The sequence below is a fragment of the Nostoc sp. NMS8 genome, from assembly GCF_017115045.1.
Taxonomy (GTDB): Bacteria; Cyanobacteriota; Cyanobacteriia; order Cyanobacteriales; family Nostocaceae; genus Nostoc.
This window is the reverse complement of sequence record NZ_JABXKK010000016.1, coordinates 28,960-52,248: the sequence shown is the minus strand read 5'-3', so window position 1 is coordinate 52,248 and position 23,289 is coordinate 28,960. Positions and strand designations below refer to the sequence as shown.

Below are 23,289 nucleotides of genomic sequence, written 5' to 3'. Positions count from 1 at the left end.
CATCTGAATATGACTAATGTAAGTTTTACTAGGGAAGAAATAAACCAACTTGTACAAGAAAGCGGTGGTCATCCCCAGCGATTGATGCAACTTTGTCATCAAACTTATGCCCAATATCTAGAGGATCTACAATGAGCGAAAACCACTCTGTTCCACGGTTAAACTTAGCTCCCAATATTAGACAACCTTTATCTTTATGGAATCCGTTGGACTATATCCGGCTATTGTACTGGATCTTTTTCTTTCCCCAAGCTTTGCAGTGGTACGTTGATACCTTCAGGAGCCAAAAACATGAGAATTATATTCAATTTCAGTTAATAATACAAAGTTGGCTATTAGTAATATTTAGTAATTATTTTTTCAATATTTTTCTGAAAAATACAAAGTTTCCATTGAATTTGCACAGTGCCATTATAAGCGTATTTTTTATTATAGGTTACTTTTTGTCTCACTTCGATCACGAAAGAGGTAAAGTACACTGGCTTGCAAATTTTATAGGTTTAAATATAATACTGGGCTTTAGTTTGAGTGTACTTGTTGTAAACATAGATTATAATGTTAATGAAGGCATTATTAAAAATAATGGAACATTCCAAGCACAAGACATAGTGGCTTTGGGTATAATATTTGGTTTTCTAACTGGTCTAATTAGAAGTCTAGATTTTAAAAATAATAATAAATTTACTCCTATCTTAAAAGTAGTAAAAATTTTGTTTTATCGTCTAATTTTTGTTACTTTAATAATTTTTTTCTGTAGGTCAGTTCGTGGTTTTAATATTCTTATAGAAGGTTTAATAATAAAATTTTTTCTAGGATTTTACATAGCAAATGATTTAGCAGTGCATAGGCTAGATGATTGGCTGATTAATATTGTCCTATATCAACTAATTCCTAGCAAAAAAAGTAGGTTAGTTGCTCATATAACTTCACTCAGGCTTCCTCACCTATCATCTCAATTAACAAACTGGCTGCTGCTTGATTGGGAAAGTGGCCTTTACAACATTAATCAAGTGCTAGCTTACAGTTTGCAATTGTTCGCTGTTACTGAGGCTATTAATCGCGCCCTGGCAAAAACACCTCCAGAACAACTTTTATTACGCTTATCCCAGTTATCACCTGAACATCTGGAAGAACTCCGCTATGTCTGGGAGGAAAATCTAGAGTCATATTCAAACATCCGTTTTGATACTCCATATCATGCTGCTTTATATGGTTTCTGGGAACTGTATAAAATTGATGACTATTGGGGTGAAGAATATAGAAAAAGGGGATGTCTCCAACAAGCGATTAAAGCTTTTTATGAAGTTCGTTCTTGGCCTTATGGGGAGGAAATGTTGACTTTGACTCAAACCCTTGCTGCTTTTTTGGATGCTGATGAATTAGTAACTATTGCTATGCTTCAATCACCAGCAATTCCTCCCCCGCCTCTACTCCGCTATAGTACTTGGGAAGCTCTTGATTATCTTGTTTCAATTATTCAGGATGCTCGAGTCATCCAACGGAGTGCATCTCCTATATCCCGTTATTTTGCTCTTAACCAAGCTTTGCAGAAGTTAAAAACTCTTTCAGAAAAAACTAATAATTTACTTCAAGATGCTGATATAAAAATATTACGGTTAATTGCCACTTATTGGGAGAAATCTTTGCTACGAGTAGCTGAGAAGTTAAAGGAGAATTCAATTACTGAGCATGTACGCAATCCCTACATTGTAGGTAATCCAGTTGAAGGCAAACGGTTTGTTGGGCGAGAAGATGTGATGAGACAGCTAGAGCAATTCTGGATTATGGATCATCAACTCCAATCTGTAGTTCTCTACGGTCACAGACGGATGGGCAAAACCTCTATCTTAGTTAACGTCGCTAACCGTTTAGGTTCACAAATACAGCTAGCCTATGTCAACTTGCTACGTTTGGGAGATAGTCCTCAAGGAGTTGGTGAGGTGCTGATGGCAATTTGTGATGAAATTTCTCAAACTGTCAAACTCACACCACCAGCTGACACTGATTTACTAAATCTCCCCTATCGGACTTTTGAACGCTATTTGAAACAAGTAGAAGCAAAGCTAGAGGGTGGATTAATCATTGCTTTAGACGAGTTCGAGAAAATTGAAGATTTAATTGAAGCTGGAAAAATTCCTATCGATTTTATGGGTTTTCTGCGGGGGTTGGTGCAAATGAGTTCTAAAGTTGGCTTTGCCTTCGCTGGTTTGCACACCTTGGAGGAAATGACAGCGGATTATTTTCAACCTTTCTTTGCCAGCGTCATTCCTATTCATGTAGGCTTTCAAGAACGTGCAGCTACTCGCCAAATTCTAGCTAACCCAGCTAATGAAGACTTTCCTCTCGACTATATTCCAGAAGCTTTAGATGAAATTTATGCTTTGACACATGGTCAACCATATTTAGTGCAACTCGTGGGTTTTCAGCTAGTGCGCGGCTACAATGACTTTGTTTTTGAGCAAGGACGAAGCCGTGAGCCAGTTTTCACGGTGGAAGATGTCGAAGCAGTTATCAATAACCCTGAGTTTTTCCAAGGGGGACGCTACTACTTTGATGGGGTTTGGGGTCAGGCGGCGCGGGGTGCTGAGGGTCAACAGACAATTGTACGAGTACTTGCACCTCATCCAGAGGGGCTTAGTCTGGATACCTTAGCTCAGTCTACAGGTATGAACGACGCTGATTTACAAAAAGCGCTGAATACTCTGAAGCGTCATGATGTCGTTGAGGAAACTCAGGGAAACTGGCGGATTATGGTAGAACTTTTTCGCCGTTGGGTTTTACAGCAGTAGAGTAGAGCGATTCCTTTGCTATTTCGGAGTACGCATTTGTTATTATTGAGGGCTTATCTTCTTAAACTACGCGGGTCGAGTGCATCTCTCAGCCCATCACCGAGTAAGTTGAATGCCAGCACCGTAAGGATAATCAGCACAGCCGGTGGCCAAATTAGCCAAGGTTGCAACACCAAAATTGAAGCATTGCTAGCTAGAGAAAGCATATTGCCCCAAGAAGGGTCTGGTTGTTGAATTCCCAAGCCGATGAGACTCAATATCGCTTCTGAACCAATAAAGCTGGGAATTGCAAGAGTTGCAGAGATAACTACATAACTAGCCGTTTGCGGCAAAACGTGGCGGAGGATGATATAAATTGGGTTCGCGCCCATTGCCCGCGCCGCTTGGACAAATTCTCGCTCTTTAAGTGATAGCACTTGTCCCCGAATGACTCGTGCTAAACCAGCCCAGCTAATAACTGAAGTAATCACCACAATTAGCAAAAAGCGCTGGGTACTACTTAAACCCGCTGGTAAGACTGCGCCCAATGTTACCAAAAGATAAATACTAGGGAAAGTCATTAACACTTCTGCCAAGCGCATAATGACACTATCAGTCACACCGCCGAAATAGCCAGAAATTCCCCCGATGAGCAAACCGAGGGGATAGGTAATGATAATGCCAAAAATCCCGATAAACATACTGATGCGGCCGCCATGCAGCAAGCGACTAAATTGGTCGCGGCCTTGGTCATCAGTGCCCAAAATATTGATTTTTGCGCCAGTTGTTGTGCCAAATAAATGCCAATTTAAGGGAATACCACCAAAGATTGTGACTTCATCCCACTTCGGGGGTAATGGCAAACTCATCTGCAACAATCGGTATTCTGGCCCGGAGACAAATAGATGTAGGGGTGAGGGCTTTGTCGAGTCTACAATGAGTTTGCGATCGCCTGTATCTAAATTAGTATCTCCCTGAGTTGTCGGATAAACATAAGGCCCGACAAACTGCCCTGATTGAGAAACCCAGTGTATCTTAGTTGGTGGCAGCAGTGAACCATTCGGCTGTGAAGCATAAGGATCATAAGGAGCTACGAAATCAGCGGCGATTACTCCTATATAGAAAATTAACAGCAAAATTGCCCCAAATCGTGCCAAAGGATTTTTCTTCAGTCTTCGCCACCAATCCATAGTATTTAGGAGTTATAAGTTAGGAGTTATGAGTTATTAAGCTTTTATCTTAATTCATAACTCATGATTAATAATTTTCAACTCCTAACTCCTCGCTCCTAAATCTTAACTACTAACAGCTAACTTCTCTAAATAGCGCTGCTGTTCTTCTTGTTGCTTTTCATGTTCTACCACAAACACGTTTGAGTAAAGATTAGCGAGAATTTGTTTTCCCTGCTGTGTCAGCGATAGGTAATGTAGTCCCTCTTGAATATAGGGATAGACGCCATTCCAGTAAAACTTAGCGTAGTTATTACGTAAATCGGCAGGGGTTTGATAGCCCAAAACTTTATTTACACCAGTTTCTTCAAATTCGTAAAATAAAGAAGTAATTTTCTTTAGGTAACGTGGGTCACTTAGTTGACCAATCAAGTCAGCAGCCCGGACTAATCCTGCAAAGCACTTTGTATCTTGATGATCTTCTGCCGCAGGTACGGGAAATCTAGTCAATTCAATATTGCTCTTAATTGCCTCAGCATCGATTAACTTGTGACCTCCAAAACGCTCATCAATAAAGAGCTTGGCTCGATCAACATGATACGGTGTCAGACTGGCATCAGAAGCGCCAGGAGCTACAGAAATCATTCTGCCATTTTTACCTGTGGCATATAAGCCTGCTGTTTCTCGGTCTTGTCGGCAAACTCCCTTGACGTAGCCAATATCATGACTCACTAGGGAAATAATACAATGCAACCAGTCTTCACTAGAAACACCGCCTTCTCTGATGTGTTTGCCACGTAAGATTTCTTGTCCTACGAGGGTGACTAAAACGGTGTGTTCAACATTGTGGTATAGGGCATCGCTATTGGCAATGTTTTCCAAAGCCATGTTACCAGCCCAGGCGATAATGTCCTGATAATCATTTTTGAAGCAGCCATAAGTGCGACGGTAGCCTTCTCGAATTTCATTTACAAAGGCATCAATTAAAATTTCAGTTGCATTGAACATATTTGGTTATCTCTGGTAAATACCAATTATTTATTGATTTGATTGATTTCAAAATTTCCTAATCTGGCGCACCCTTCCTGGAATTTAGGGGAATGGAGTTTGCTCCTTTGTAACTCACGTGTAGCTGTAGACGCTAGCTTAATCTATACCTGGATTACATGGTATTGCATGGTTTCCTGACAAAACAAAGGTTTTAGAGGAATTATGGGTTGCGTAGAAAAAAATTTGCTAGTGTTGAAAAATACATAAATAGTTATGATTTCAATTTAGATAAGTCTAGATTAGTTTTATCAGTTTTTCATATCTGAACCTTGTTGACGGTGATCTAAACACTCGTAGTGCGTGACTTAGAGTAGCTAGATCGGATTAGATGATTTTTTGGAGCGTAATCTACATAACAGGTTTCAGCATTACTTTGATAGTAATTACTCTTAGTGAAAAAGTTGTATTGTATACTGTTACGTAAAAAAGACATTTATTACAAAATGCGTCATAGTTGATGTGAAATAAATAAATTTCAGGTTTTCTTAAGAAAATACCAAGATTGGTATGCATAGACAGAAAGTGGAGGTGAGACTGTGAGCGATGAAAGTGTTTCAGAAGTGGGGGCGGAAGAACCTGTAACCTCTGAAGATGCTAGCTTTTTGAGCAAATCAGAGCAGAAATCAAATAGGGTCTGGTTGAAGCCATTATTCTTGGGTGCTGGTTTAGGAATTGCGATCGCCTTGGTTGGGATGGGTGTATTAAATCGTCTTTCATCTCGTCAACAAAGTGTGGTGGCAGATAAAAAAGTCAACCCAGCGATGACAGTCACCATCGCCACGGTAGAAACCGCCCGTGTTGTCCGTACTCTCAAAACCACTGGGACTGTAGCAGCGAGTGATTTAATTCCGGTACTACCGCAGACAAATGGCTTACAAATTAAAAGCATCCCTGCAAATATTAAAGAAGGAGCTTTTGTCAAACAAGGTCAAGTGTTAGCGGTGTTGGATGGTTCCATACTACAAAGCCAAATTAGCCAAGCAAAAGCAGATGTGGAATCCAAGCAAGCAGATGTGGCATCCAAACAAGCAGATTTAGCATCCAAGCAAGCGGATTTGGCATCAAATAAAGCAATTGTCCAGCAAAAACAAGCCGATTTAGCTCAAGCCAAGGCGAAGTTAGAGGAAGCAGCCAAAAATTATCAACGCTATCAACAACTCGCTGACTCTGGAACAATTAGCAAGCAAGAACTCGATACTCGTTCTTACGCTGTAAAAACTGCCATAGAAGTTGTGAACCTGGCTCAAGAAAATATACGTAGTGCCCAGGCTAACATCGGCAGTGCCCAAGCCAATATTGGTAATGCCCAAGCGATCATCAACAGAGCTAAAGCTGATGTCAAGAGCAGTGCTGCTAAGGTGCAACAACTACAAACTCAGTTAGGACAAACGGTGGTGCGTGCGCCGGTTTCGGGAGTAATTGCCGAGAAATTGGCTAGAATCGGCGATGTTACTGGTATACCACCGCAAACCCAGGTAGGGACTGTGATTGGTGGCACACAAAAGCTATTTTCGATTATTCGAGATGAAAAGTTAGAACTTCAGGCAAAGGTGCCCGAAACTCAACTAAATCAGGTGAAAATTGGCGCATCAGTGCAAATTACTTCTGATGTCGATCAACGCGTGCGATCGCAAGGACGAGTTAGGGACATACAACCACAGATAAACGATCAAAGGCGTGAGGCGACGGTAAAAATTGACTTACCGCCAACAACTTTACTTAAACCAGGGATGTTTGCTCGTGCTGCAATTACGACTAACTCAGGTATGAGGATGGTAGTACCACAAAAAGCAGTGCAATCCCAAGCAGACGCAAGTGTAATTGTATTCATCTTATCCGGCCAAGATATAGTCCGCAGCCAGAAAGTAGAGTTAGGAGATCCTGGTAATGGCGACACAGTAGAAATCAAGAGTGGTTTGCAGTTAGGCGATCGCGTCGTCGTTGATGGTGCAGGTTATCTCAAAGATGGCGACAAAGTTCGAGTTGCAGATTCGACTTGAGCCAACTGGTGTGTTATCAAGCTTGAGTATCAAAGTTTTCTGAATTCTGGATTCTGAATTCTGAATTCTTACACTGAGATGTCTAATCTAAAATCTAAAATTTCCAAATGTCTTTTAATATCTCAGCTTGGTCGATCAAAAAACCTGTTCCCACAATAGTTTTATTTTTAGTTTTGACAGTTGTAGGTTGGTTCTCCTTCATATCCTTGGGGATTGATATTAATCCTAATATTGATGTGCCAACAGTTTCGATTAAAGTCACCCAACCGGGTGCAGGCCCGGCGGAACTAGAATCTCAAGTGACGAAAAAAATTGAAGATGCTGTCGCGGGGTTGGGCAATATCGATTTTATGATTTCCACCGTTAGTGATGGAAATTCTAAGACGACAATCAATTTTGTTTTGGGTACAGATAGCGATCGCGCCACCAATGATGTTCGGAATGCGATCGCTCAAATTCGCCAAGACTTACCCCAAGATATCAACGACCCAATTGTAGAACGCTTAGATTTTTCCGGCGGCCCAGTGATTACCTACGCAGTTAAATCAGATCGGCGTTCTGTAGAAGAATTAAGCAACCTCGTAGACCAAACCATTAGCCGCGCCTTATTGGGAGTCCGTGGTGTAGCCCAAATTCAGCGTGTGGGTGGGGTTGACCGAGAAATTCGGATTAATCTTAATCCTGACCGCTTACAATCTCTAGCGATTACCGCCACCCAGGTAAACGACCAAATCCGTGCTTTAAACATTAATTTACCTGGCGGACGCGCCGAAGTTGGTGGTAGCGAACAAAGTATTCGTACTTTAGGAAGTGCCACCAGTGTAGATATTTTGAAAACCTACGAAATCCTTCTCCCACAAGGGGGTTCCGTACCTTTATCCAGCTTGGGAACCGTAGAAGATAAATTTGGTGATGTGCGCCAAGCCGCCAGTTTAAATAATCAACCCGTGGTAGCTTTTCAAGTGTTGCGTAGTACTGGCAGCGTTTTGGTGACTGTGGAACAGGGAGTGAAAGCAGCAATCAAAGAACTGGAAAAAACCCTTCCCCCAGATGTCAAGTTAGATTTAATTTTTACTAGAGCCGATATAGTCCGCCAATCCTACCAAAGCACCATTGATGAATTGATTCAAGCTTCGGTGCTGGCGGTCATTGTTATTTTAGTGTTTTTGCGGGACTGGCGAGCAACATTAATTACTGCTGTTGCTTTACCCCTATCAATAATTCCCACCTTCGCAGTCCAGCAAGCCCTTGGTTACACCCTCAACAACATGACTTTGTTGGCATTAGCCCTGGCGGTGGGCAATTTGGTAGATGATGCCGTTGTAGAAATTGAAAACATGGAACGCCACATGGCTATGGGCAAGTCAGCTTGGGAAGCTGCTTTTGACTCTTCCGACGAAGTAGGATTAGCGGTAATCGCAAGTTCCGCAACGATTATTGCTGTATTTCTGCCAGTTGCCTTTATGGGTGGGATTCCGGGGCAGTTTTTCCAACCATTTGGTGTTACCGTTGCCGTTTCCACAATTTTTTCAACTCTTGTAGCGCGGATGGTGACGCCGATGATGGGGGCGTATCTTTTACAGAAGGCAGAAGGGCAAAGGAATAAAGGAGTAATAAAATTATTCAATTTCAAATTTACACTTCCAGGTAGCGGGAACGGAAGTAGAAAACTGATTACTGAAAAGCGTCAGGGGTTTCAACCTTATAGATCGCTGCTACAGTGGGCGTTACGCCATAGATTGACAACAATGGCGATCGCTTTAGCTTTTTTTATTGCCAGTCTGATGCTAGTTCCCTTAATTCCCAAGGGTTTTGTTGATGATGGTGATTTTGGCATTTCTAACGTATCTATAGAACTACCTCCTGGTTCCACACTAGAGGACGTTAACAAGGTAGTCACACAAGCAACTGACATCATCCGGCAAAACCCAGTAGTTGAACGTGTACTAGCAACGGAACAGATCAATTCTGCAACCCTTACGATTAATCTCAAACCCAGAGAGGAACGAAATATTTCCCAAAAACAGTTTGAAGAACAAGTACGCCCTTCCTTTGGACAAATACCAGGAGCTAGAATTAGTTTTCAAAGTCAGTCGCCAGGTGACAGTCGCAAAGGTTTATCAATTGTCCTCAGAAGTGAAAATCCCCAAGCATTGAATCAAGCTGCTGATGCCTTAGAAAAGCAGATGCGATCCATCGCTGGATTGGTAGAAGTGTCTTCAACTGCGAGTTTAGTGAAACCAGAGATTTTAGTAATTCCTAACCCGCAACGGGCAGCAGATTTGGGGGTGACAGTGCAAGCGATCGCTCGTACTGCTTCCCTGGCTACCATCGGCGACAATGATGCCAACTTGGCGAAATTTAATTTGAGCGATCGGCAAATCCCCATTCGTGTCCAAATCGACCCGAAAGCCAGGGCTGATATCAACACAATCACCAATCTCCAAGTCTCCAGTCAGAATGGTAGATTAGTTCCCCTTGTCGCAGTAGCAGATATCCGCTTTGGTAGCGGCCCTGCTACCATCAACCGTTACGATCGCGCCCGTCAAGTTGCCGTAGAAGCCAACTTGCAAGGGATTTCTTTAGGAGAAGCAGTCCAAACAATCAACAAACTACCTGTGATGCAGAACTTACCGTCAGGAGTAATACAGCAACCTTCAGGTAGTGCCAAAATTATGCAAGACATTTTCGGTCGCTTTGGCGGTGCATTAGGGCTGGCATTAATGTGTATCTATGCAATTTTGGTGTTGCTGTATAACAATTTCCTGCATCCATTATCAATTATGGCAGCCTTACCCTTTTGTTTAGGCGGCGCATTGGTAGCATTGATGGTTGCCCAAAAACCCTTGGGAATATATGCCTTGATTGGTATTGTGTTGCTTTTAGGGATTGTCACCAAAAACTCGATTCTGTTAGTTGACTATACCATCATCAATATGCAAGAAGGCAAAACCCAACGTCAGGCACTCATAGAATCGGGCGTATCACGTCTGCGCCCAATTTTAATGACTTCTTTCGCAACCATCGCCGGGATTCTGCCCCTAGCGTTAGGAATTGGTGCGGGTTCTGAAGTTCGCCAACCAATGGGAATTGCAATTATGGGCGGTTTCACAACTTCCACTCTATTGACACTGGTAGTAGTACCAGTCATCTTTAGCTACATTGACAACTTCCAGAATTGGATTAAGGATACATTGCGCTATGGCTTTGGGAAGAAACCACTGCGCCCATAAACATTAAAAACGCCATTAGGGAGTGACAAATAAAAAAATATCTAATTAACTCCTGTGGGGTGGGCATCTTGCCCGCCATATAAACTGGGCTATCGTGTCGCCCACCTCACAATATTGGATAATTTATTAGCCCAAAATCAATACATTTCTATTCTCTAGCAATGACAATATCGTTAGACTTAATAACTGCATAAGCTTCTTTTCCCTCAGATAGTTCCAACTCTTCTGCGGAAGCTCTGGTGATAATTGAAGTTAATTCTACTCTATGAATAATCTCCAGAGTTACCTCACTATTAACTGCTCCATAAACAACTCGTTTAACGACACCTTTAAGAATATTGCGAGAGCTAACTTTTAGTGATTTCTTTTGAATACTACTTTCTCTGTCAGGTTTTTGAGTGTAAATATTTTGCTGTTCTTCTTGCTGAGTTGATGGTGATATTGGTGCTGAAGATTGCTGAGTAAGGCTACGCACGAGTTCCCGCAGAATCTCAGTCTTAGTACGTTGAGACTGTTCACAGAATTCCTCTAGAATCTTGCGCTCGTCCTCTGAGGTTTGAAATGTAACCCATCCTTGTTCTTTTCTTGGCATAATAATATTATCAGTTTTGGTTATCTTGGTAATTTAGTTATCTTGTTAAAATTCTACCAAGTATCAATTCAACATATCGTTTTAGTAGTAACATTTTTTTGTCAAGCTTTTTGAGATTTTTATCGCAAATTAATCAACTAATCTCATATAGTTAACTACATATATATTTATTTTTTTCTAAATATGAAATATTTTGTTACTTGAAATTGTCTCAATCATCACTAAAGTATTACCAACTAAGATGGTAATGTACTTATAAGAAGAATTCAGAACTCAGAAGTCAGAATTCAGTATGAATTCTAGTCTGCGATCGCGCAGCGGTAGCGAGTATTTTGGAGTCGCGTCTGAATATTGCTTAAAACCGTACAACTCTTAGAGACGCTACCGCGTAGCAAGATCCCCGTAGGGGTACGTCTCGCTACGCGCTTTCGCCCACAAGGGGCGAAAAAAATTAAAATATTCTCGCCTTAAAACATCTATCCCTTTATGGGTAGAGTATTCTGTATTCTGTATTCTGACTCTTGTTTTAACGTGAGTTCACAGCCAGGGGATGAAACACCTAAAATCGCGTTCTCAAGACTTGCGAAGTTTATTTGAGAACAATATTACCATTGAATACGTAGCAGAACCCCTGAAAGCTATGCCAGCTGATGCAGAGGTTAAAGAAGTGCTGCATTGGATGCAGGCACAAAATTTTGATGTTATCGGCGTTGAGACGGGAGATATTATTAGCGGTTATGTAGAACGCTCTAGTTTGATTCCAGGCACAAAAGGTAAATGTAGCGACTATCAACGGGTGTTTCATCCCAAAGAATTAATTGCTATTTCTACCCCATTGATAAAGTTGCTACCCATTTTGCAACAAACTCCGCGATTGTTTGTCTTGGATTGCAATCAGGTAAGTGGTATTGTTACCTGTGGTGACTTGCAGAAAGCACCTGTGCGAATGCTACTGTTTGGCTTGGTAACGCTGCTAGAAATGAATTTGCTGCGGCTGGTGCGGATTTACTATCCTCAAGATTCTTGGCAAAAAGTCCTTAAACCTGAACGCTTAGAAGTTGCTCAACGGCTATGGCGAGAGAGCCAAGAAAGAAACGAAGCCACCGATTTGTTAGATTATTTGCAATTTTGTGACAAGCGAGAGTTGATCTTAAATCAACCAGAACTTCTCCAGCAACTAGGACTAAAATCAAAACGGTTTGGCGAACGCTTCCTGAAGTCTGCTGAACAGTTGCGAAACCGATTAGCTCACGCTCAAAATTTAGTTAGTGGTTCCTCTTGGACAGAGTTGATTTCTCTAGCAGAAGCGATGGAAAAACTGTTAATTCACTGTGAGGAAGTTGAGTGAATTTTTCAGTATTATAAAGCATTATTTAACCATTTTGTCAAGTCAGCCGATGTAGAGAAATCTAACAGTGCTGCGCTATGATAAAATTCAGCTTCAATGCGGCTTGTTGAGTGAATCACTCAGTTGAGTACCTGTATAATTGGGAACCCAAGCTTCGGAGATTGCAAAATAGCGTATCCCTTTGAAATTCAATGATGCAGTTGGACTACACCAATGCTCAACGCCTGCGGGGATGTAGAGATAATCTTGTGCCTGAATTAAAAGCTGTACTTGGCTACCATCAGGTCGCACAAAGCCATAGATCATTTCTCCTGCCAACACGTAGAGGGGTTCAGCGGCAGGATGAGTATGGTAACGTCCGTAGGTTGCTATCAGGTGGTGAAGATTGAAAGAACCTGGATGCACATTTAGCAAGTCACACCAGATACCGCCATTTTCTTGCTGAATAAATTCAAAGACGCTGTTATGGAGTTCTACACAATAACGTTTCTCAGCCTCAGTTAAAACGTCCTGGTCTAGCAGATCGGGGAAGAGTAGCGATGTTCCTGGGTCGTAGTGTCTAAGTTCAATACCAAGAGACCCAAGCTCACGAGCTATTTCGCCTAAGTCGCTCTCAATCGTACCGTCGTCAAGTAGTAGGTTAGCCATGACAAAAAGACTAATTAACTGTTAAGAAGAGTATACCCAATTTTTATTTAAAAAGCCACTATTCCCGACTGAGAAACCGGGGATTATGGGTATTGGGGACTGGGGAAGAAGCAAGGGGGCAGGGAGCAGGGAGTAAGAGAGAAGAGTTTTCCCCCCCGCCCCTCTGCCTCTTTTCAATGCCCAATGCCCATTAAAAAATTTATCCCCAGAATGATGCTCATTGGTACCACTAGCATCTAAGCTAGTACGGGTGAACTATATGCAGCATGGAATGTCTGACTTAATTCTGTTTTGGCATCGGCGCGATTTACGCATTTCTGACAATACGGGACTGGCTGCGGCAAAACAGCAGAGTCCGAAGGTGGTGGGCGTGTTTTGCCTCGATCCGAACATTTTGGAACGGGATGATGTTGCTCCTGTGAGAGTAACTTATATGATTGGCTGTTTGCAAAAACTCCAAGAACGATATGTTGAAGCTGGTAGCCAGTTGTTAATACTCCGAGGCGATCCTGTACAAGCGATACCAGCTTTAGCAGAGGCAATAAATGCCAAAGCTGTGTTTTGGAATTGGGATGTAGAACCTTATTCACAAGAACGCGATCGCACAATCATAAATGCACTCAAAGAAAAAGGCATTGAGTTTCTTAACCAAAATTGGGATCAAATCCTCAACTCTCCAGATGAGATCCGCACGGGTGGTAACAGTCCTTACACAGTTTATACTCCCTTCTGGAAAAATTGGATTATTAAGCCAAAGGCTCAACCAGCAGAAACACTACAAAATGTTGAGGGGTTAACGGAATCTGAACAGAAAATTGCCAAACTTGGAGGAGCGATCGCATTACCTTCAGCGAAAGATTTAGGGTTTGTTTGGGATGAACAATTGATTATTTCACCGGGAGAGGTGGCGGCGCAAGAACGGCTGGAGGAATTTACTAATAAAGCGATTACTGAATACCAAGAACAGCGAAATTTCCCCGCAGTTGACGGTACATCACAACTGAGTGCAGCTTTGAAATTTGGGGTAATTGGCATTCGCACCATTTGGCAAGCCACTATAGAAGCACTGGAAAATAGCCGCAGTGAAGAAACAGCAGTTAATATCCGCACATGGCAACAAGAATTAGCTTGGCGGGAATTTTATCAACACGCAATGTATAACTTTCCCGAATTAGCTGATGGTGCTTTTCGCGACACCTTTAAAAACTTTCCCTGGGAAACTAACGAAGCACATTTCCAAGCTTGGTGTGAGGGAAGAACAGGCTACCCCATTGTAGATGCAGCAATGCGCCAGTTAAATGAAAGCGGCTGGATGCACAACCGTTGTCGGATGATTGTCGCCAGTTTTCTCACCAAAGACTTGCTAATTAATCCCAAATTGGGAGAAAAATATTTTATGCAGAAGTTGATTGATGGAGATTTATCTGCTAATAATGGTGGCTGGCAATGGAGTGCTTCTAGTGGTATGGACCCTAAACCTGTGCGAATTTTCAACCCAGCCAGTCAAACACAAAAATTCGATCCAGATGGCGAATATATTCGGCAATGGGTATCAGAATTGCGGTCTGTAGATACAGAATATTTAGTTACTGGTAAAATTCCACCTTTAGAACGTCATGCTGTTGGCTATCCCGATCCAATTGTGGATCATAAAATACAACAACAGCAGTTTAAACAGCGTTATCAACAGCAAAAAGTTCTTAGTAATGGCGAGTAAAATTGTGATTTTTTGAATGGTTGTTTAGGGTTTATATTATGATATGTAGCATTTTGCAACTATATGATCTACATCCCTCCCCGTGAGTTCAGGGAGGGTGTGCGATCGCGCAGGTGGTATCCAGTAAACTTTTACAGGAAGATCCTTAACTTCAGATGCAACAAGCAATGGGATGCCAGTAGCGCCGCAGCAGTTCACGTCTTGACAGGGAAACGAGAAATTGTCCATAACATGAGTAGGAAGATTAAGTAAATTGCGCCAACCAGCCCAAACTCAATCAGAGGAATATAGGTTACTTCATAAATTCTGCCTAAGCCGCGTTCAGTTAGTGCATAAACGCCCAGTACACTCACTAAAAAGACTCCATAGATAGTACGTTTAATCCAGATACCCACAGGTAGACCGTGAAGCTGAGTAAGCACCAGAATGCCAAGAAAACCAAAGAGAAATGTTGGCCACTTGCTTTGTCCTAGCATCAATGACACAACAACACTATGTAAAACCACTGTAATTTCTAAAGAGAATGTCCACCAACGGTTTACATGGCTGCGGTTAAAGATTAATGACGATTGGAGCAGAAGCAAGAACATATAGAGAAAACCGATTAAGTGCCCCAAAGTCGCTTCCATTGGATGATACCAGAAGGTATAGATAGCGGCAAAGGAGAAAAAATAGCCGTGGTACAGCTTGATAATTTGCAAAAATTGTTGATGAAATGGAACAGAATTGCCAAAAAATAAACCGCGTCGAGGCGTTTCCAAAATCAGTACGAACACCAGTAGGAGGACAACCGCACCTTGGGAAGCCCAAATGGAAGTATCTTGAGCTAGAGCATCGTACCAAATATAGGTCTGGAGAAAGTGTAAAGCGATGAATACACCATTAATGGCAAGCATGAGGTAATTAATCGGGTGCAAGGCTGATTTGTATTTCAATTGCGATCGCTGCGCCCATAAGATACACGCCCAGATGCTAAACTGATGCCCAAGGTACATACTCCAAGCCGTCGCTCGACTCCAAAAAGTGGGGTTTGGAAGCTTCCAGTAGTACCAGTTTAATCCTTGATCAGGAAGTTTAATGATGCTTGCAGGAATACTCCCACCTAGCCAAATTGCATAGGTGAGGAGGATGCTTACAAAGATGCCTAAAAACAAGACTCGGCGACCTATCATAGTAATTCTTAATTCGTAATTCGTAATTCTTAAATTAAGAGGTTGTTTTAAAAGTGGGTGGCTGTAATTTTCGGCACTTATTGATCCCCCTAACCCCCCTTAAAAAGGGGGGCAAAGTCTCTAAAAGTCCCCCTTTTTAAGGGGGATTTAGGGGGATCTAAAACGTTTTGCTAGCGAGCAGAGGACTTTTCAAACATCCTCTAAGACCTAGATTTTTAGGCGACACGTTCTGTGTTTGGTTCAGATGCGCTTTTAGTCACTCGCAAACTAAGAGTCAAAGCTGCCAACATTAGTAAAAATCCACTCAAAAAAGGAGCGGAACTTCCAAGTTTCATAAAACTAACCCCTGCCCACATTGGGCCCCCAATGCGTGCCAACGCAGAGCAAGAACTAGCAATTCCTAATATTTGTCCTTGCTCTTCTGGGACTGCTATCTGGGAAATCAGGCTGTTTAATATTGGTTGACTAACACTAATTCCCCATGCCACAAGTGTGGAGGCGACTAATAATAAAGTTAAGCTTTGTGAGAATCCAATTAAGAGTAATCCTGAACCTAACCCTAATATCCCCAAGATAATTAACTTGATTTCACCCAATTGTTTCTTGAGCAATCCGATGAGTCCTCCTTGAATGATTGTGCTTACAATCCCCATGAAGGCAAAAAGATAACTAGTTTGTTGAGGGCCCCAGTTTAATTGCTGTTTAGACCATAAGGCTAATGTAGAATCCATAGCTGCAACAGCAAAGGTAACTAAAAAGTAGATACCAACAAGCACACAAAACTGGGGACGTTGTGAAAGCTGTAGCAAGTTCAGCCGTCGTTGACGGTAGCGATGAACTTGGTTTTTGGCTCTAGTCTCAGAATTTAGGGATTCTGGAAGTAACATTAAAGCACAAAGAAATGCCAATAAAGATAATCCGGCTGCGAACAATGAGGGTAGATGGAAGTTAGCGTTGTCCTGATCAGACCCAATCAGAAGACCTCCAATAGCTGGGCCGAAAATGAAGCCAAGACCAAAAGCTGCTCCGATTATCCCCATACCACGAGTTCGGTTAGCGGGCGTGGTAATATCTGCTATGTATGCCTGAGCAGTGGCAATATTCCCTGACATAATCCCGGCAAGACTACGGGCAATAAACAAAATCCATAATGAATTGGCAAAGGCTAACCCTGCGTATGCAATTACAGAACCGAATAAAGTCAGTAATAAAATTGGACGACGACCGTAGCGATCGCTAAACCTGCCCCATAATGGCGCAAATAAGAATTGCATTAAAGAATAAATAGCTACAAGTAAAGTTGCTTCATTAGGTTTTGCGCCGAATTGTTCAGCATACAAAGGCAATATCGGTAGGATAATTCCGAAGCCGAGCAAGTCTATAAATACAGTCAAGAATAAGACGAATATAGCCCTGCCATTATTTTTACTCTCCATCTGTGCAATTCTCTTTTATAAAAAATATGTGTAGCTCGGATTAGTTCTATGGACATCAGGGAATGCTCGATCATAAAAATCTATTGAATGCAACCAATAATCACCTCAAGCAAAAGGCGTTAATCTGAGTGTGGTTGAGCAAGATAGCGTGGAATAAACCCATGATAAAAACCAAACCAATAATACTACTAATAAAAGCAACTATTAACTCGTGCTTTCGGATAGCTTTTTGGATCTTGGTATCTATGATGTTTTCTAATTCTTTGTATGACATGGAGTTGAATTTAGCTAAATACAATAATTCTATTTAATTTATCTACTAAAGTTAAGTGAGCATCAATAATTAAAAGTTTATAGTCAGCAAATCAAGTTTTATTTTCAGGGCTGGAGTCTATGACTACAATCAATTGAATTAATATCATGTAATCTATGTTGATTTATTCTTACCTACTTTCATAAGTTTGAGTATGTCCAAAACCTCTAACTTATTAAATGAAAGCTATTTCCACACCCTGAAAGTGTCAAGTGCGTTGGCGTAATTTCAAAACGGTACCTGAAATACCAAAAGCTAATATTGCCAGGGTATAAGTTGATTCGGGAACTGCAAGAATGCTTACCTGATTAATGGCCAAGCCGTATTGTGGAGCAGAACTGCTAAAAACGAGTCGCGAGATGTTTGCAGTATCACTACGAATCCCCAAAAACACTGCCGAATTATCTAATGCTAGGGAAGAAATATTTGGAACTGAAAAACTACCCAATAGGTTATTGGTGTTATCAAAAGCGGTGATAAAAGTTTCAACTTTCAATTTACTAGTATCTACAGCTATCTGAGTACCAGCGCCAAAAACAGGCTGGGCAAAACTAATGCTGAAAGGCCCGCCGTTCCCCTTAGTACCAGGATCAGGAGTACCAGGAGGAAGAGGTATAAAACCTGTTGGATCTATGCCTCCAAAGAGAATGAAATCTCCTTGAGCAAAGTTACTCCGAATGCCAGGGGAAGGTAAAGTTTGAAAGACAAACGGTGGAGTAACCCCAGGATTACTAGTTGGAGCTATATTTATATCCAAACTTAAACCATCCTGGGATGTTGTGGAGAAAGAGTTAGGTAAAAAAACAGAAAAATCAGGAGCTATGGGATTGAATACTTTACCTAAACTCCCCCAATCAACTTCATCATTACCTCCTAAAGCAGCGCGTTCAGTTACTAAAAATGTAGCTGCTTTAACTGGTAATGGAATAACCGTTCCTATAGCTGTAATTACTGGTAAATATTTGATAGACAACTTGAATAATTGATTGATCGTAAATGCCACTAGCCTTACTCCTTAACTTTTTAGAAGAATATCAATATCATCAAAATGCAATAATTCAACACCCAACATGAGGCAATGCATTGCTATGGTTGAGAGAGTTGTACCCTTTTGGGGAAGCAAGCTACGTGCAGCGTTTCCCTTTTTCCCAAAGGTAGACGCTAGTACAAGAAGGCAAAAGTAAAAAGGCAAAAGTAATTAGAAGTACTAATAGTAATTGACATGATATAGGACTCATATCTGATTTTTGAACAAGATTTCAGAGAAAACCCTTATAAAACAGGATTTTCAGCCTCAGTATGTTTTCAGAAATCAAATCGGAGTTCTATATACACCTGTATAGGTTTGCATATCAAATGTATTTGCTCTTTGTAATACTTGCATAGTACAAGGAGCGAAACTATGAATTTTTGATGAAGTCTACTTAAAGATAATTAATATTTTAGGATTTACACACTGTAAGAATTAACCATGATGTGTATTACGATGTTTAGTCATTTCAGGTGCTTCGTCTAACCCTGATTTACTTCGCATATTTGCGTAGGCGTAGCCCGTTCTAGACATGGCTGAAATATCCCAATTGCGTGTATTACCTCTGTAGGATGTGTAAGTCCTAGCACTTTTATATATCTCGTGAAAGAAAAATATATATATCTGGTGAAAGAAAAATACGTCAAGATTCAGGTTTCTCAAAAATGCGTTCTTTTGTCAGAAAATATACGAACGGCGATGTCTCCGACGGGGTACGCCTACGCACTTAAATCAACATTGCCGAATTTTCAGCCGAGTTCTCATAATTTCTGATACATTACCGCAAATGCGCTGATATTTTAATTTCCCTTCTTCATAAATTCCGCAAAAACACCGTTACGCTATTCGTACTTGTGATCAAAACTTAGAGCATCCAGTTTATTAGGGCGTGTTTATGACCAACCCTGTAAAGACGGTTATCCAAGTCAATCTGGAGATGGCTCTAGAAGTAGCTCAAGAATTGGAGCAAGCTCCATACACTCAACTCAGTACTTATTGTTTGGAAATTTTACGAGAGATCGGATGTACTGGTACTGAACTCCCACTTAACTTACAAACTCGCGATCAGCAACTAAACTTTATCACAGGCTTTGCATCTTATGCTTTTGGGGAGGTACAAAGTGTATAGAGCATTAATTGATGATATATTTTCTGATTCAGAAGGGGCAGAAGAAACTACTTTTCCAGCCACAGAAGAAGATTTACTAATTTTAACAGAAAAATTTTTAGGGTTTGAAATTCCCCCAAAGGTTTTCTTACAAGCTATATCCATTGCTGATTACGACTGTGCAGCTGCTTTTCGCTACGTTGATAATTATTTGACTACTCTCAAGCATAAAAATCAGCGCCAGAAGCAGAAGAAATTACTTGTGTTAGGCTGTTCGACTAGATTTGACAATAATTGACGTGCTAATTCAAAAGCTAACTAAAAACCAATACGATTTAGATCAGATCATTTGCACTACCGATGTAGAGACGTTGTAATGCAACGTCTCTACACAAATCTGTCTCACAACGATAATCAAGAACAATTAGAATTTATCTATTGAGAAATAAGATCCCCAACTTCTTTGAGATTCGAGGATCTGTAGCTTGAAATTACGAATTACGATTACTTTTCCCAAGACAAACTTGTTCATAGCTTTTACCCGCAATATCCCAAGTGAATTCTGTTTCTACCAATTGTCTGCCGTTGTGAGACAATTCTGAACGCAGATGTGGACGATCGAATAGTTGACTAATAGCGGTGACGTATTCTGCCGGTTTATTTGCTCGTAATGCCCTGAGTGGATGACTAGCACCATCTACAGCTAACCCTTCTAAGCCGCGATCGCTCGCTACTATAGGTATGCCAGCTGCCATTGCTTCTAAAGTTTTATTTTTAATACCAAACCCAGTCCGCATCGATACAACGCAGATAGTGGCTTGGTGTAAATATTCTGCCATCGAAGGTACACGCCCAAGCACATTAATTCCTGGTTTTTGAGCGAGTGCTAAAACTTCTGGAACTGGGTGAGAACCAACAATATCGAAAGTTGTATCGGGATATAATTTTTGGATTTCTGGCAAAACTTCGTTGCTGAAAAAACAGACAGCATCAATATTTGCTAAATTATCCATTGCACCGATGAAAATTAAGCGATGTCCTCCGGGATCGGTGGTACGGTTGGGGAAAGAAACTAAATCTACGCCATTGGGAATAACTGTAATTTCACTATTGGGGTTAAATTCTTGTAGTTGAATTTTATCTTCTTCAGTTGTTGCCACAATTGCGGAAAATTTAGCGCAGTAGCTTTGCTCATAACGCCGCAAAAGTGGCAGATTAATTTTATCTCTCAGGGAATTTTCGGAAATGCCCGTTGCTAGTTGGCTTCGACAGGTAGCGTAAACAGAACTATGAACATTAACTATGGTTTTTAGCTGTTTCTGAAAGTGCGATTGGATATAAATTTCATTGACGCTATGTTCGCAGGTAATTACATCACATTTTCCCGCTTCCACCCAGTTATCAATCCACGTTTGCATCTCAACTGAGTAGCGATTAAGTACGCTTGGCGGTGTTCCCTGCTGTAAAAATCTTCCAAATCGCTGAATTTTCTTGAATATTCCGGCGCTTCGAGAATCTGGTGGGCGTTCAAAAATGGCTAAATGATCGACACAATCGCGTAATCCGGCGATTTCTACGTCTGTAACATCACCCTCGCGTTGAGTTGCGAGGGTGACAGTATGGCGTTGACTGAGATACTTAAGTAAATTAAATGTCCTAACTTGGGTTCCCCCGCGTGTTGGTGGGTAGGGAAAGGTGGAAGATAGCATTAAAATGTTCATACAAGTGATGAATCAAATGTGATGTATACACCATGACCTCATTAGAGGCTGTATGTCATCATTTGATCGATCAAAAAGAATTCAGGAGTCATATCAAATGCGGTTGAATACTTATCATTAGGGCTGACATGAGGATGCAAAGACACGACACATGAAGAGTGCTGACGTTAGTTCCAAGTGCTGTTAGCGACAGATCAAAGCATAATCAAACCGAGTCGCACACCTACAGCAACAGCCTCGGTGCGGCTGGAGACACTGAGCTTTTGAAAAATAGATGAGAGATGAAATTTGACGGTATGCTCAGAAATATGTAGGCTTTTAGCGATCGCTTTATTTCCCAACCCAGACCCAAGCATTCCTAAAACCTCTATCTCTCGTGGTGTCAAGCTTTGTACGGGATTCGTTACCACTTTTTCTCGGATAGAGAGTAATTCTACAGCATCCGGGTGCAGCACTAGCAAACCAAAAGCGATCGCTTCCACAGCCGCGACAATTTCTGACTCTGTGCTAGTACTGGGTAATATCCCCCGGATACCAGAATGTAATGCCGTTTCTAAGTCGATGCTATCGAGTTCCTCAACAATGACGATTGTCCCTAATGGATATTGCTGTTCTTGAATAACCAGCAATTTTTCCCACACAGATTGTTGCAGATTACCACTCAAATCTACCAGCACTACATCTGGTTGTAATTGCTCAACTTCCCTTGCCAATACATCCAAATCAGATGCACTCCCCACAACCGTCAGCCGAGGATTGGTTGTCACCACAGCTGATAACCCTGCCCGAACTACAGGGGAAGTAGCAACTACCATTACCCGAATCATGTCGCCTCCACAGCAGTTTTCCCAGCTTGTACTGCAACATAAATCACGAATTGCTGGCTACCGCGTAGGAGTTGTAGCGGCACAGATCCTTTACTTTCATGGAGATATTTACTTAAATCATTCATGGTAGTGAATAATCGCCCCGAAATTCCAATTAAAACATCGCCAATTTGCACACCAGCAGTTTCCGCTGCACTATCAGGTAAAATTGACAATACCAGTAAACCCAAGCTACGCCTACCTAAAAGCACAGGTTGTAGTGTAACTCCCAGTTGCGGACGACTATTTCCCTGTAAAAAACGCTCAACGGTGTTGCTAGGAACTGCCACAGCTAAACCATTAACAATCATGGTGTTAATTCCCACGACACGGCCTTGACAATCGGCAAGTGGCCCCCCAGAATTACCAGGATACAACTGCAAATCAGCCATAACAGCCCGTGGATTATTTGCATGGATAATTCCAGTTGTCACAGCACCACTTTCAGCAAAGGGATTACCCACCGCCAAGACTAATTCACCCACTCGTAGCGTCTCAGAATTACCAATGGTTGCAGCAGTTAAATTAGTGGCAGCAATTTTCAGGGCTGCTAAATCCTGCTGTGGATCAAATTGGGTACGCACCGCATCAAATACCCTTCCATCTGCCAATTCCACAGTTGCGCGGCTGCTAGTTGCCACATGGGCATTAGTGATAATCAGTCCGTCGGGTTGCCAAATTACACCAGAACCGACTCCCAAAGAGCCACTTTTCACTTTGACAGTGCGATCGCGTAGTTTACCAGCTACCTCTGTTAATTCAGCAGCGATGTTAGTTAATGCTGTGTTTGCCATGTTATACAATTTTTCCCCATGTCAAAGTAAAGTTAGTGAACTGACAATAGTTTTTAGTTGGGTTGGGATAATTGAGAATGCTGCAATATATTAGTCAACCCAACTTTGGAAACTAAATTCTGAGATTTCCGAGTTCAGAGGTGCAACGTTCAAGCAAAAAGGTGCAAGTTCCGAGTTCAGAGGTGCAACGTTCGAGCAAAAAGGTGCAAGTTCCGAGTTCAGAAGCTCAACGTTCGAGCAAAAAGGTGCAAGTTCCGAGTTCAGAGGTGCAACGTTCGAGCAAAAAGGTGCAAGTTCCGAGTTCAGAAGCTCAACGTTCGAGCA

Annotated in this window: 19 protein-coding genes; 9 read left to right on the top strand and 10 right to left on the bottom strand. The window is 41.6% G+C overall.

Annotation, left to right across the window (positions count from 1 at the left end; genetic code table 11):
- Positions 1–9: 9 nt before the first annotated feature.
- Both HWQ39_RS01440 and HWQ39_RS01435 read left to right on the top strand, forming a co-directional pair.
- Positions 10–135, top strand: a complete 126-nt coding sequence (locus HWQ39_RS01440; RefSeq protein WP_292840523.1) for a hypothetical protein — start codon at positions 10–12, stop codon at positions 133–135.
- A 704-nt stretch (positions 136–839) separates the two neighbouring features.
- The gene (locus HWQ39_RS01435; protein ID WP_292840521.1) at positions 840–2,789 is read left to right on the top strand and encodes an ATP-binding protein; all 1,950 of its coding nucleotides are present in this window, start codon (positions 840–842) and stop codon (positions 2,787–2,789) included.
- 53 nt (positions 2,790–2,842) lie between these two features.
- Here HWQ39_RS01435 and HWQ39_RS01430 read toward each other — a convergent pair whose 3' ends face one another.
- On the bottom strand, positions 2,843–3,958 hold the full coding sequence (locus HWQ39_RS01430; RefSeq protein ID WP_292840519.1) for an ABC transporter permease: 1,116 nt from the start codon (positions 3,956–3,958) through the stop codon (positions 2,843–2,845).
- A gap of 105 nt (positions 3,959–4,063) precedes the next feature.
- Positions 4,064–4,945, bottom strand: coding sequence for an Npun_R2479 family HD domain-containing metalloprotein (locus tag HWQ39_RS01425; RefSeq protein WP_292840517.1), 882 nt, complete (start codon positions 4,943–4,945; stop codon positions 4,064–4,066).
- Positions 4,946–5,523: 578 nt separating this feature from the next.
- Between HWQ39_RS01425 and HWQ39_RS01420 the strand changes: the two genes are divergently transcribed.
- Both HWQ39_RS01420 and HWQ39_RS01415 read left to right on the top strand, forming a co-directional pair.
- Entirely contained in the window at positions 5,524–6,987 is a 1,464-nt protein-coding gene (locus HWQ39_RS01420) for an efflux RND transporter periplasmic adaptor subunit (protein WP_292840515.1), read from the top strand.
- Between the two features lie 107 nt (positions 6,988–7,094).
- Positions 7,095–10,220 carry an efflux RND transporter permease subunit gene (locus HWQ39_RS01415; RefSeq protein ID WP_292840513.1) on the top strand — a complete coding sequence of 1,042 codons (3,126 nt, stop codon included), beginning with the start codon at positions 7,095–7,097 and terminating at the stop codon, positions 10,218–10,220.
- A gap of 148 nt (positions 10,221–10,368) precedes the next feature.
- On the opposite strand, the gene HWQ39_RS01410 is transcribed toward HWQ39_RS01415, so the two are convergent.
- Positions 10,369–10,812, bottom strand: a complete 444-nt coding sequence (locus HWQ39_RS01410) for a molybdopterin-binding protein (RefSeq protein ID WP_292840512.1) — start codon at positions 10,810–10,812, stop codon at positions 10,369–10,371.
- 550 nt (positions 10,813–11,362) lie between these two features.
- On the opposite strand from HWQ39_RS01410, the gene HWQ39_RS01405 reads away from it, so the two are divergent.
- Positions 11,363–12,160 (top strand): hypothetical protein, encoded by a 798-nt coding sequence (locus HWQ39_RS01405; protein ID WP_292840510.1) that lies wholly within the window; start codon positions 11,363–11,365, stop codon positions 12,158–12,160.
- A 93-nt stretch (positions 12,161–12,253) separates the two neighbouring features.
- Here HWQ39_RS01405 and HWQ39_RS01400 read toward each other — a convergent pair whose 3' ends face one another.
- The gene (locus HWQ39_RS01400) at positions 12,254–12,808 is read right to left on the bottom strand and encodes a cupin domain-containing protein (protein WP_292840507.1); all 555 of its coding nucleotides are present in this window, start codon (positions 12,806–12,808) and stop codon (positions 12,254–12,256) included.
- Between the two features lie 271 nt (positions 12,809–13,079).
- Here HWQ39_RS01400 and HWQ39_RS01395 point away from each other — a divergent pair, with 271 nt between their 5' ends.
- Positions 13,080–14,525: a deoxyribodipyrimidine photo-lyase, 8-HDF type gene (locus HWQ39_RS01395; protein ID WP_292840504.1), complete on the top strand. Its 1,446-nt coding sequence runs from the start codon at positions 13,080–13,082 to the stop codon at positions 14,523–14,525.
- A gap of 194 nt (positions 14,526–14,719) precedes the next feature.
- Here the strand turns inward: HWQ39_RS01395 and HWQ39_RS01390 are convergent, their stop codons facing one another.
- The 3 genes from HWQ39_RS01390 to HWQ39_RS01380 form a co-directional block, all read right to left on the bottom strand.
- A complete protein-coding gene (locus HWQ39_RS01390) occupies positions 14,720–15,697 on the bottom strand; it encodes a hypothetical protein (RefSeq protein ID WP_292840501.1) in 978 nt (325 codons plus the stop codon).
- A 215-nt stretch (positions 15,698–15,912) separates the two neighbouring features.
- On the bottom strand, positions 15,913–17,133 hold the full coding sequence (locus HWQ39_RS01385; protein WP_292840497.1) for an MFS transporter: 1,221 nt from the start codon (positions 17,131–17,133) through the stop codon (positions 15,913–15,915).
- Positions 17,134–17,654: 521 nt separating this feature from the next.
- Positions 17,655–18,449, bottom strand: coding sequence for a hypothetical protein (locus HWQ39_RS01380; protein ID WP_292840494.1), 795 nt, complete (start codon positions 18,447–18,449; stop codon positions 17,655–17,657).
- 922 nt (positions 18,450–19,371) lie between these two features.
- Here HWQ39_RS01380 and HWQ39_RS01375 point away from each other — a divergent pair.
- Positions 19,372–19,605: a hypothetical protein gene (locus HWQ39_RS01375; protein WP_292840491.1), complete on the top strand. Its 234-nt coding sequence runs from the start codon at positions 19,372–19,374 to the stop codon at positions 19,603–19,605.
- Positions 19,598–19,882: a hypothetical protein gene (locus HWQ39_RS01370; RefSeq protein WP_292840488.1), complete on the top strand. Its 285-nt coding sequence runs from the start codon at positions 19,598–19,600 to the stop codon at positions 19,880–19,882. Before HWQ39_RS01375 ends, HWQ39_RS01370 begins: the two co-directional genes overlap by 8 nt.
- 193 nt (positions 19,883–20,075) lie before the next feature.
- On the opposite strand, the gene HWQ39_RS01365 is transcribed toward HWQ39_RS01370, so the two are convergent.
- The 3 genes from HWQ39_RS01365 to HWQ39_RS01355 form a co-directional block, all read right to left on the bottom strand.
- Positions 20,076–21,305 (bottom strand): glycosyltransferase family 4 protein, encoded by a 1,230-nt coding sequence (locus HWQ39_RS01365; protein ID WP_292840485.1) that lies wholly within the window; start codon positions 21,303–21,305, stop codon positions 20,076–20,078.
- A 194-nt stretch (positions 21,306–21,499) separates the two neighbouring features.
- Positions 21,500–22,132 (bottom strand): response regulator transcription factor, encoded by a 633-nt coding sequence (locus HWQ39_RS01360; protein WP_292840482.1) that lies wholly within the window; start codon positions 22,130–22,132, stop codon positions 21,500–21,502.
- The gene (locus HWQ39_RS01355) at positions 22,129–22,965 is read right to left on the bottom strand and encodes a trypsin-like peptidase domain-containing protein (RefSeq protein ID WP_292840479.1); all 837 of its coding nucleotides are present in this window, start codon (positions 22,963–22,965) and stop codon (positions 22,129–22,131) included. Before HWQ39_RS01355 ends, HWQ39_RS01360 begins: the two co-directional genes overlap by 4 nt.
- Before the next feature lie 140 nt (positions 22,966–23,105).
- Here HWQ39_RS01355 and HWQ39_RS01350 point away from each other — a divergent pair.
- A partial coding sequence (locus HWQ39_RS01350) for a hypothetical protein (RefSeq protein WP_292840476.1) occupies positions 23,106–23,289 on the top strand: 184 nt, incomplete at its 3' end.

Coding starts and splice junctions, on each gene's coding strand:
- HWQ39_RS01365 (WP_292840485.1), bottom strand. CDS start 21,305: ATGAACATTTTAATGCTATCTTCCACCTTTCCCTACCCACCAACACGC.
- HWQ39_RS01415 (WP_292840513.1), top strand. CDS start 7,095: ATGTCTTTTAATATCTCAGCTTGGTCGATCAAAAAACCTGTTCCCACA.
- HWQ39_RS01360 (WP_292840482.1), bottom strand. CDS start 22,132: ATGATTCGGGTAATGGTAGTTGCTACTTCCCCTGTAGTTCGGGCAGGG.
- HWQ39_RS01385 (WP_292840497.1), bottom strand. CDS start 17,133: ATGGAGAGTAAAAATAATGGCAGGGCTATATTCGTCTTATTCTTGACT.
- HWQ39_RS01440 (WP_292840523.1), top strand. CDS start 10: ATGACTAATGTAAGTTTTACTAGGGAAGAAATAAACCAACTTGTACAA.
- HWQ39_RS01430 (WP_292840519.1), bottom strand. CDS start 3,958: ATGGATTGGTGGCGAAGACTGAAGAAAAATCCTTTGGCACGATTTGGG.
- HWQ39_RS01410 (WP_292840512.1), bottom strand. CDS start 10,812: ATGCCAAGAAAAGAACAAGGATGGGTTACATTTCAAACCTCAGAGGAC.
- HWQ39_RS01425 (WP_292840517.1), bottom strand. CDS start 4,945: ATGTTCAATGCAACTGAAATTTTAATTGATGCCTTTGTAAATGAAATT.
- HWQ39_RS01405 (WP_292840510.1), top strand. CDS start 11,363: ATGAAACACCTAAAATCGCGTTCTCAAGACTTGCGAAGTTTATTTGAG.
- HWQ39_RS01395 (WP_292840504.1), top strand. CDS start 13,080: ATGTCTGACTTAATTCTGTTTTGGCATCGGCGCGATTTACGCATTTCT.
- HWQ39_RS01355 (WP_292840479.1), bottom strand. CDS start 22,965: ATGGCAAACACAGCATTAACTAACATCGCTGCTGAATTAACAGAGGTA.
- HWQ39_RS01390 (WP_292840501.1), bottom strand. CDS start 15,697: ATGATAGGTCGCCGAGTCTTGTTTTTAGGCATCTTTGTAAGCATCCTC.
- HWQ39_RS01375 (WP_292840491.1), top strand. CDS start 19,372: ATGACCAACCCTGTAAAGACGGTTATCCAAGTCAATCTGGAGATGGCT.
- HWQ39_RS01400 (WP_292840507.1), bottom strand. CDS start 12,808: ATGGCTAACCTACTACTTGACGACGGTACGATTGAGAGCGACTTAGGC.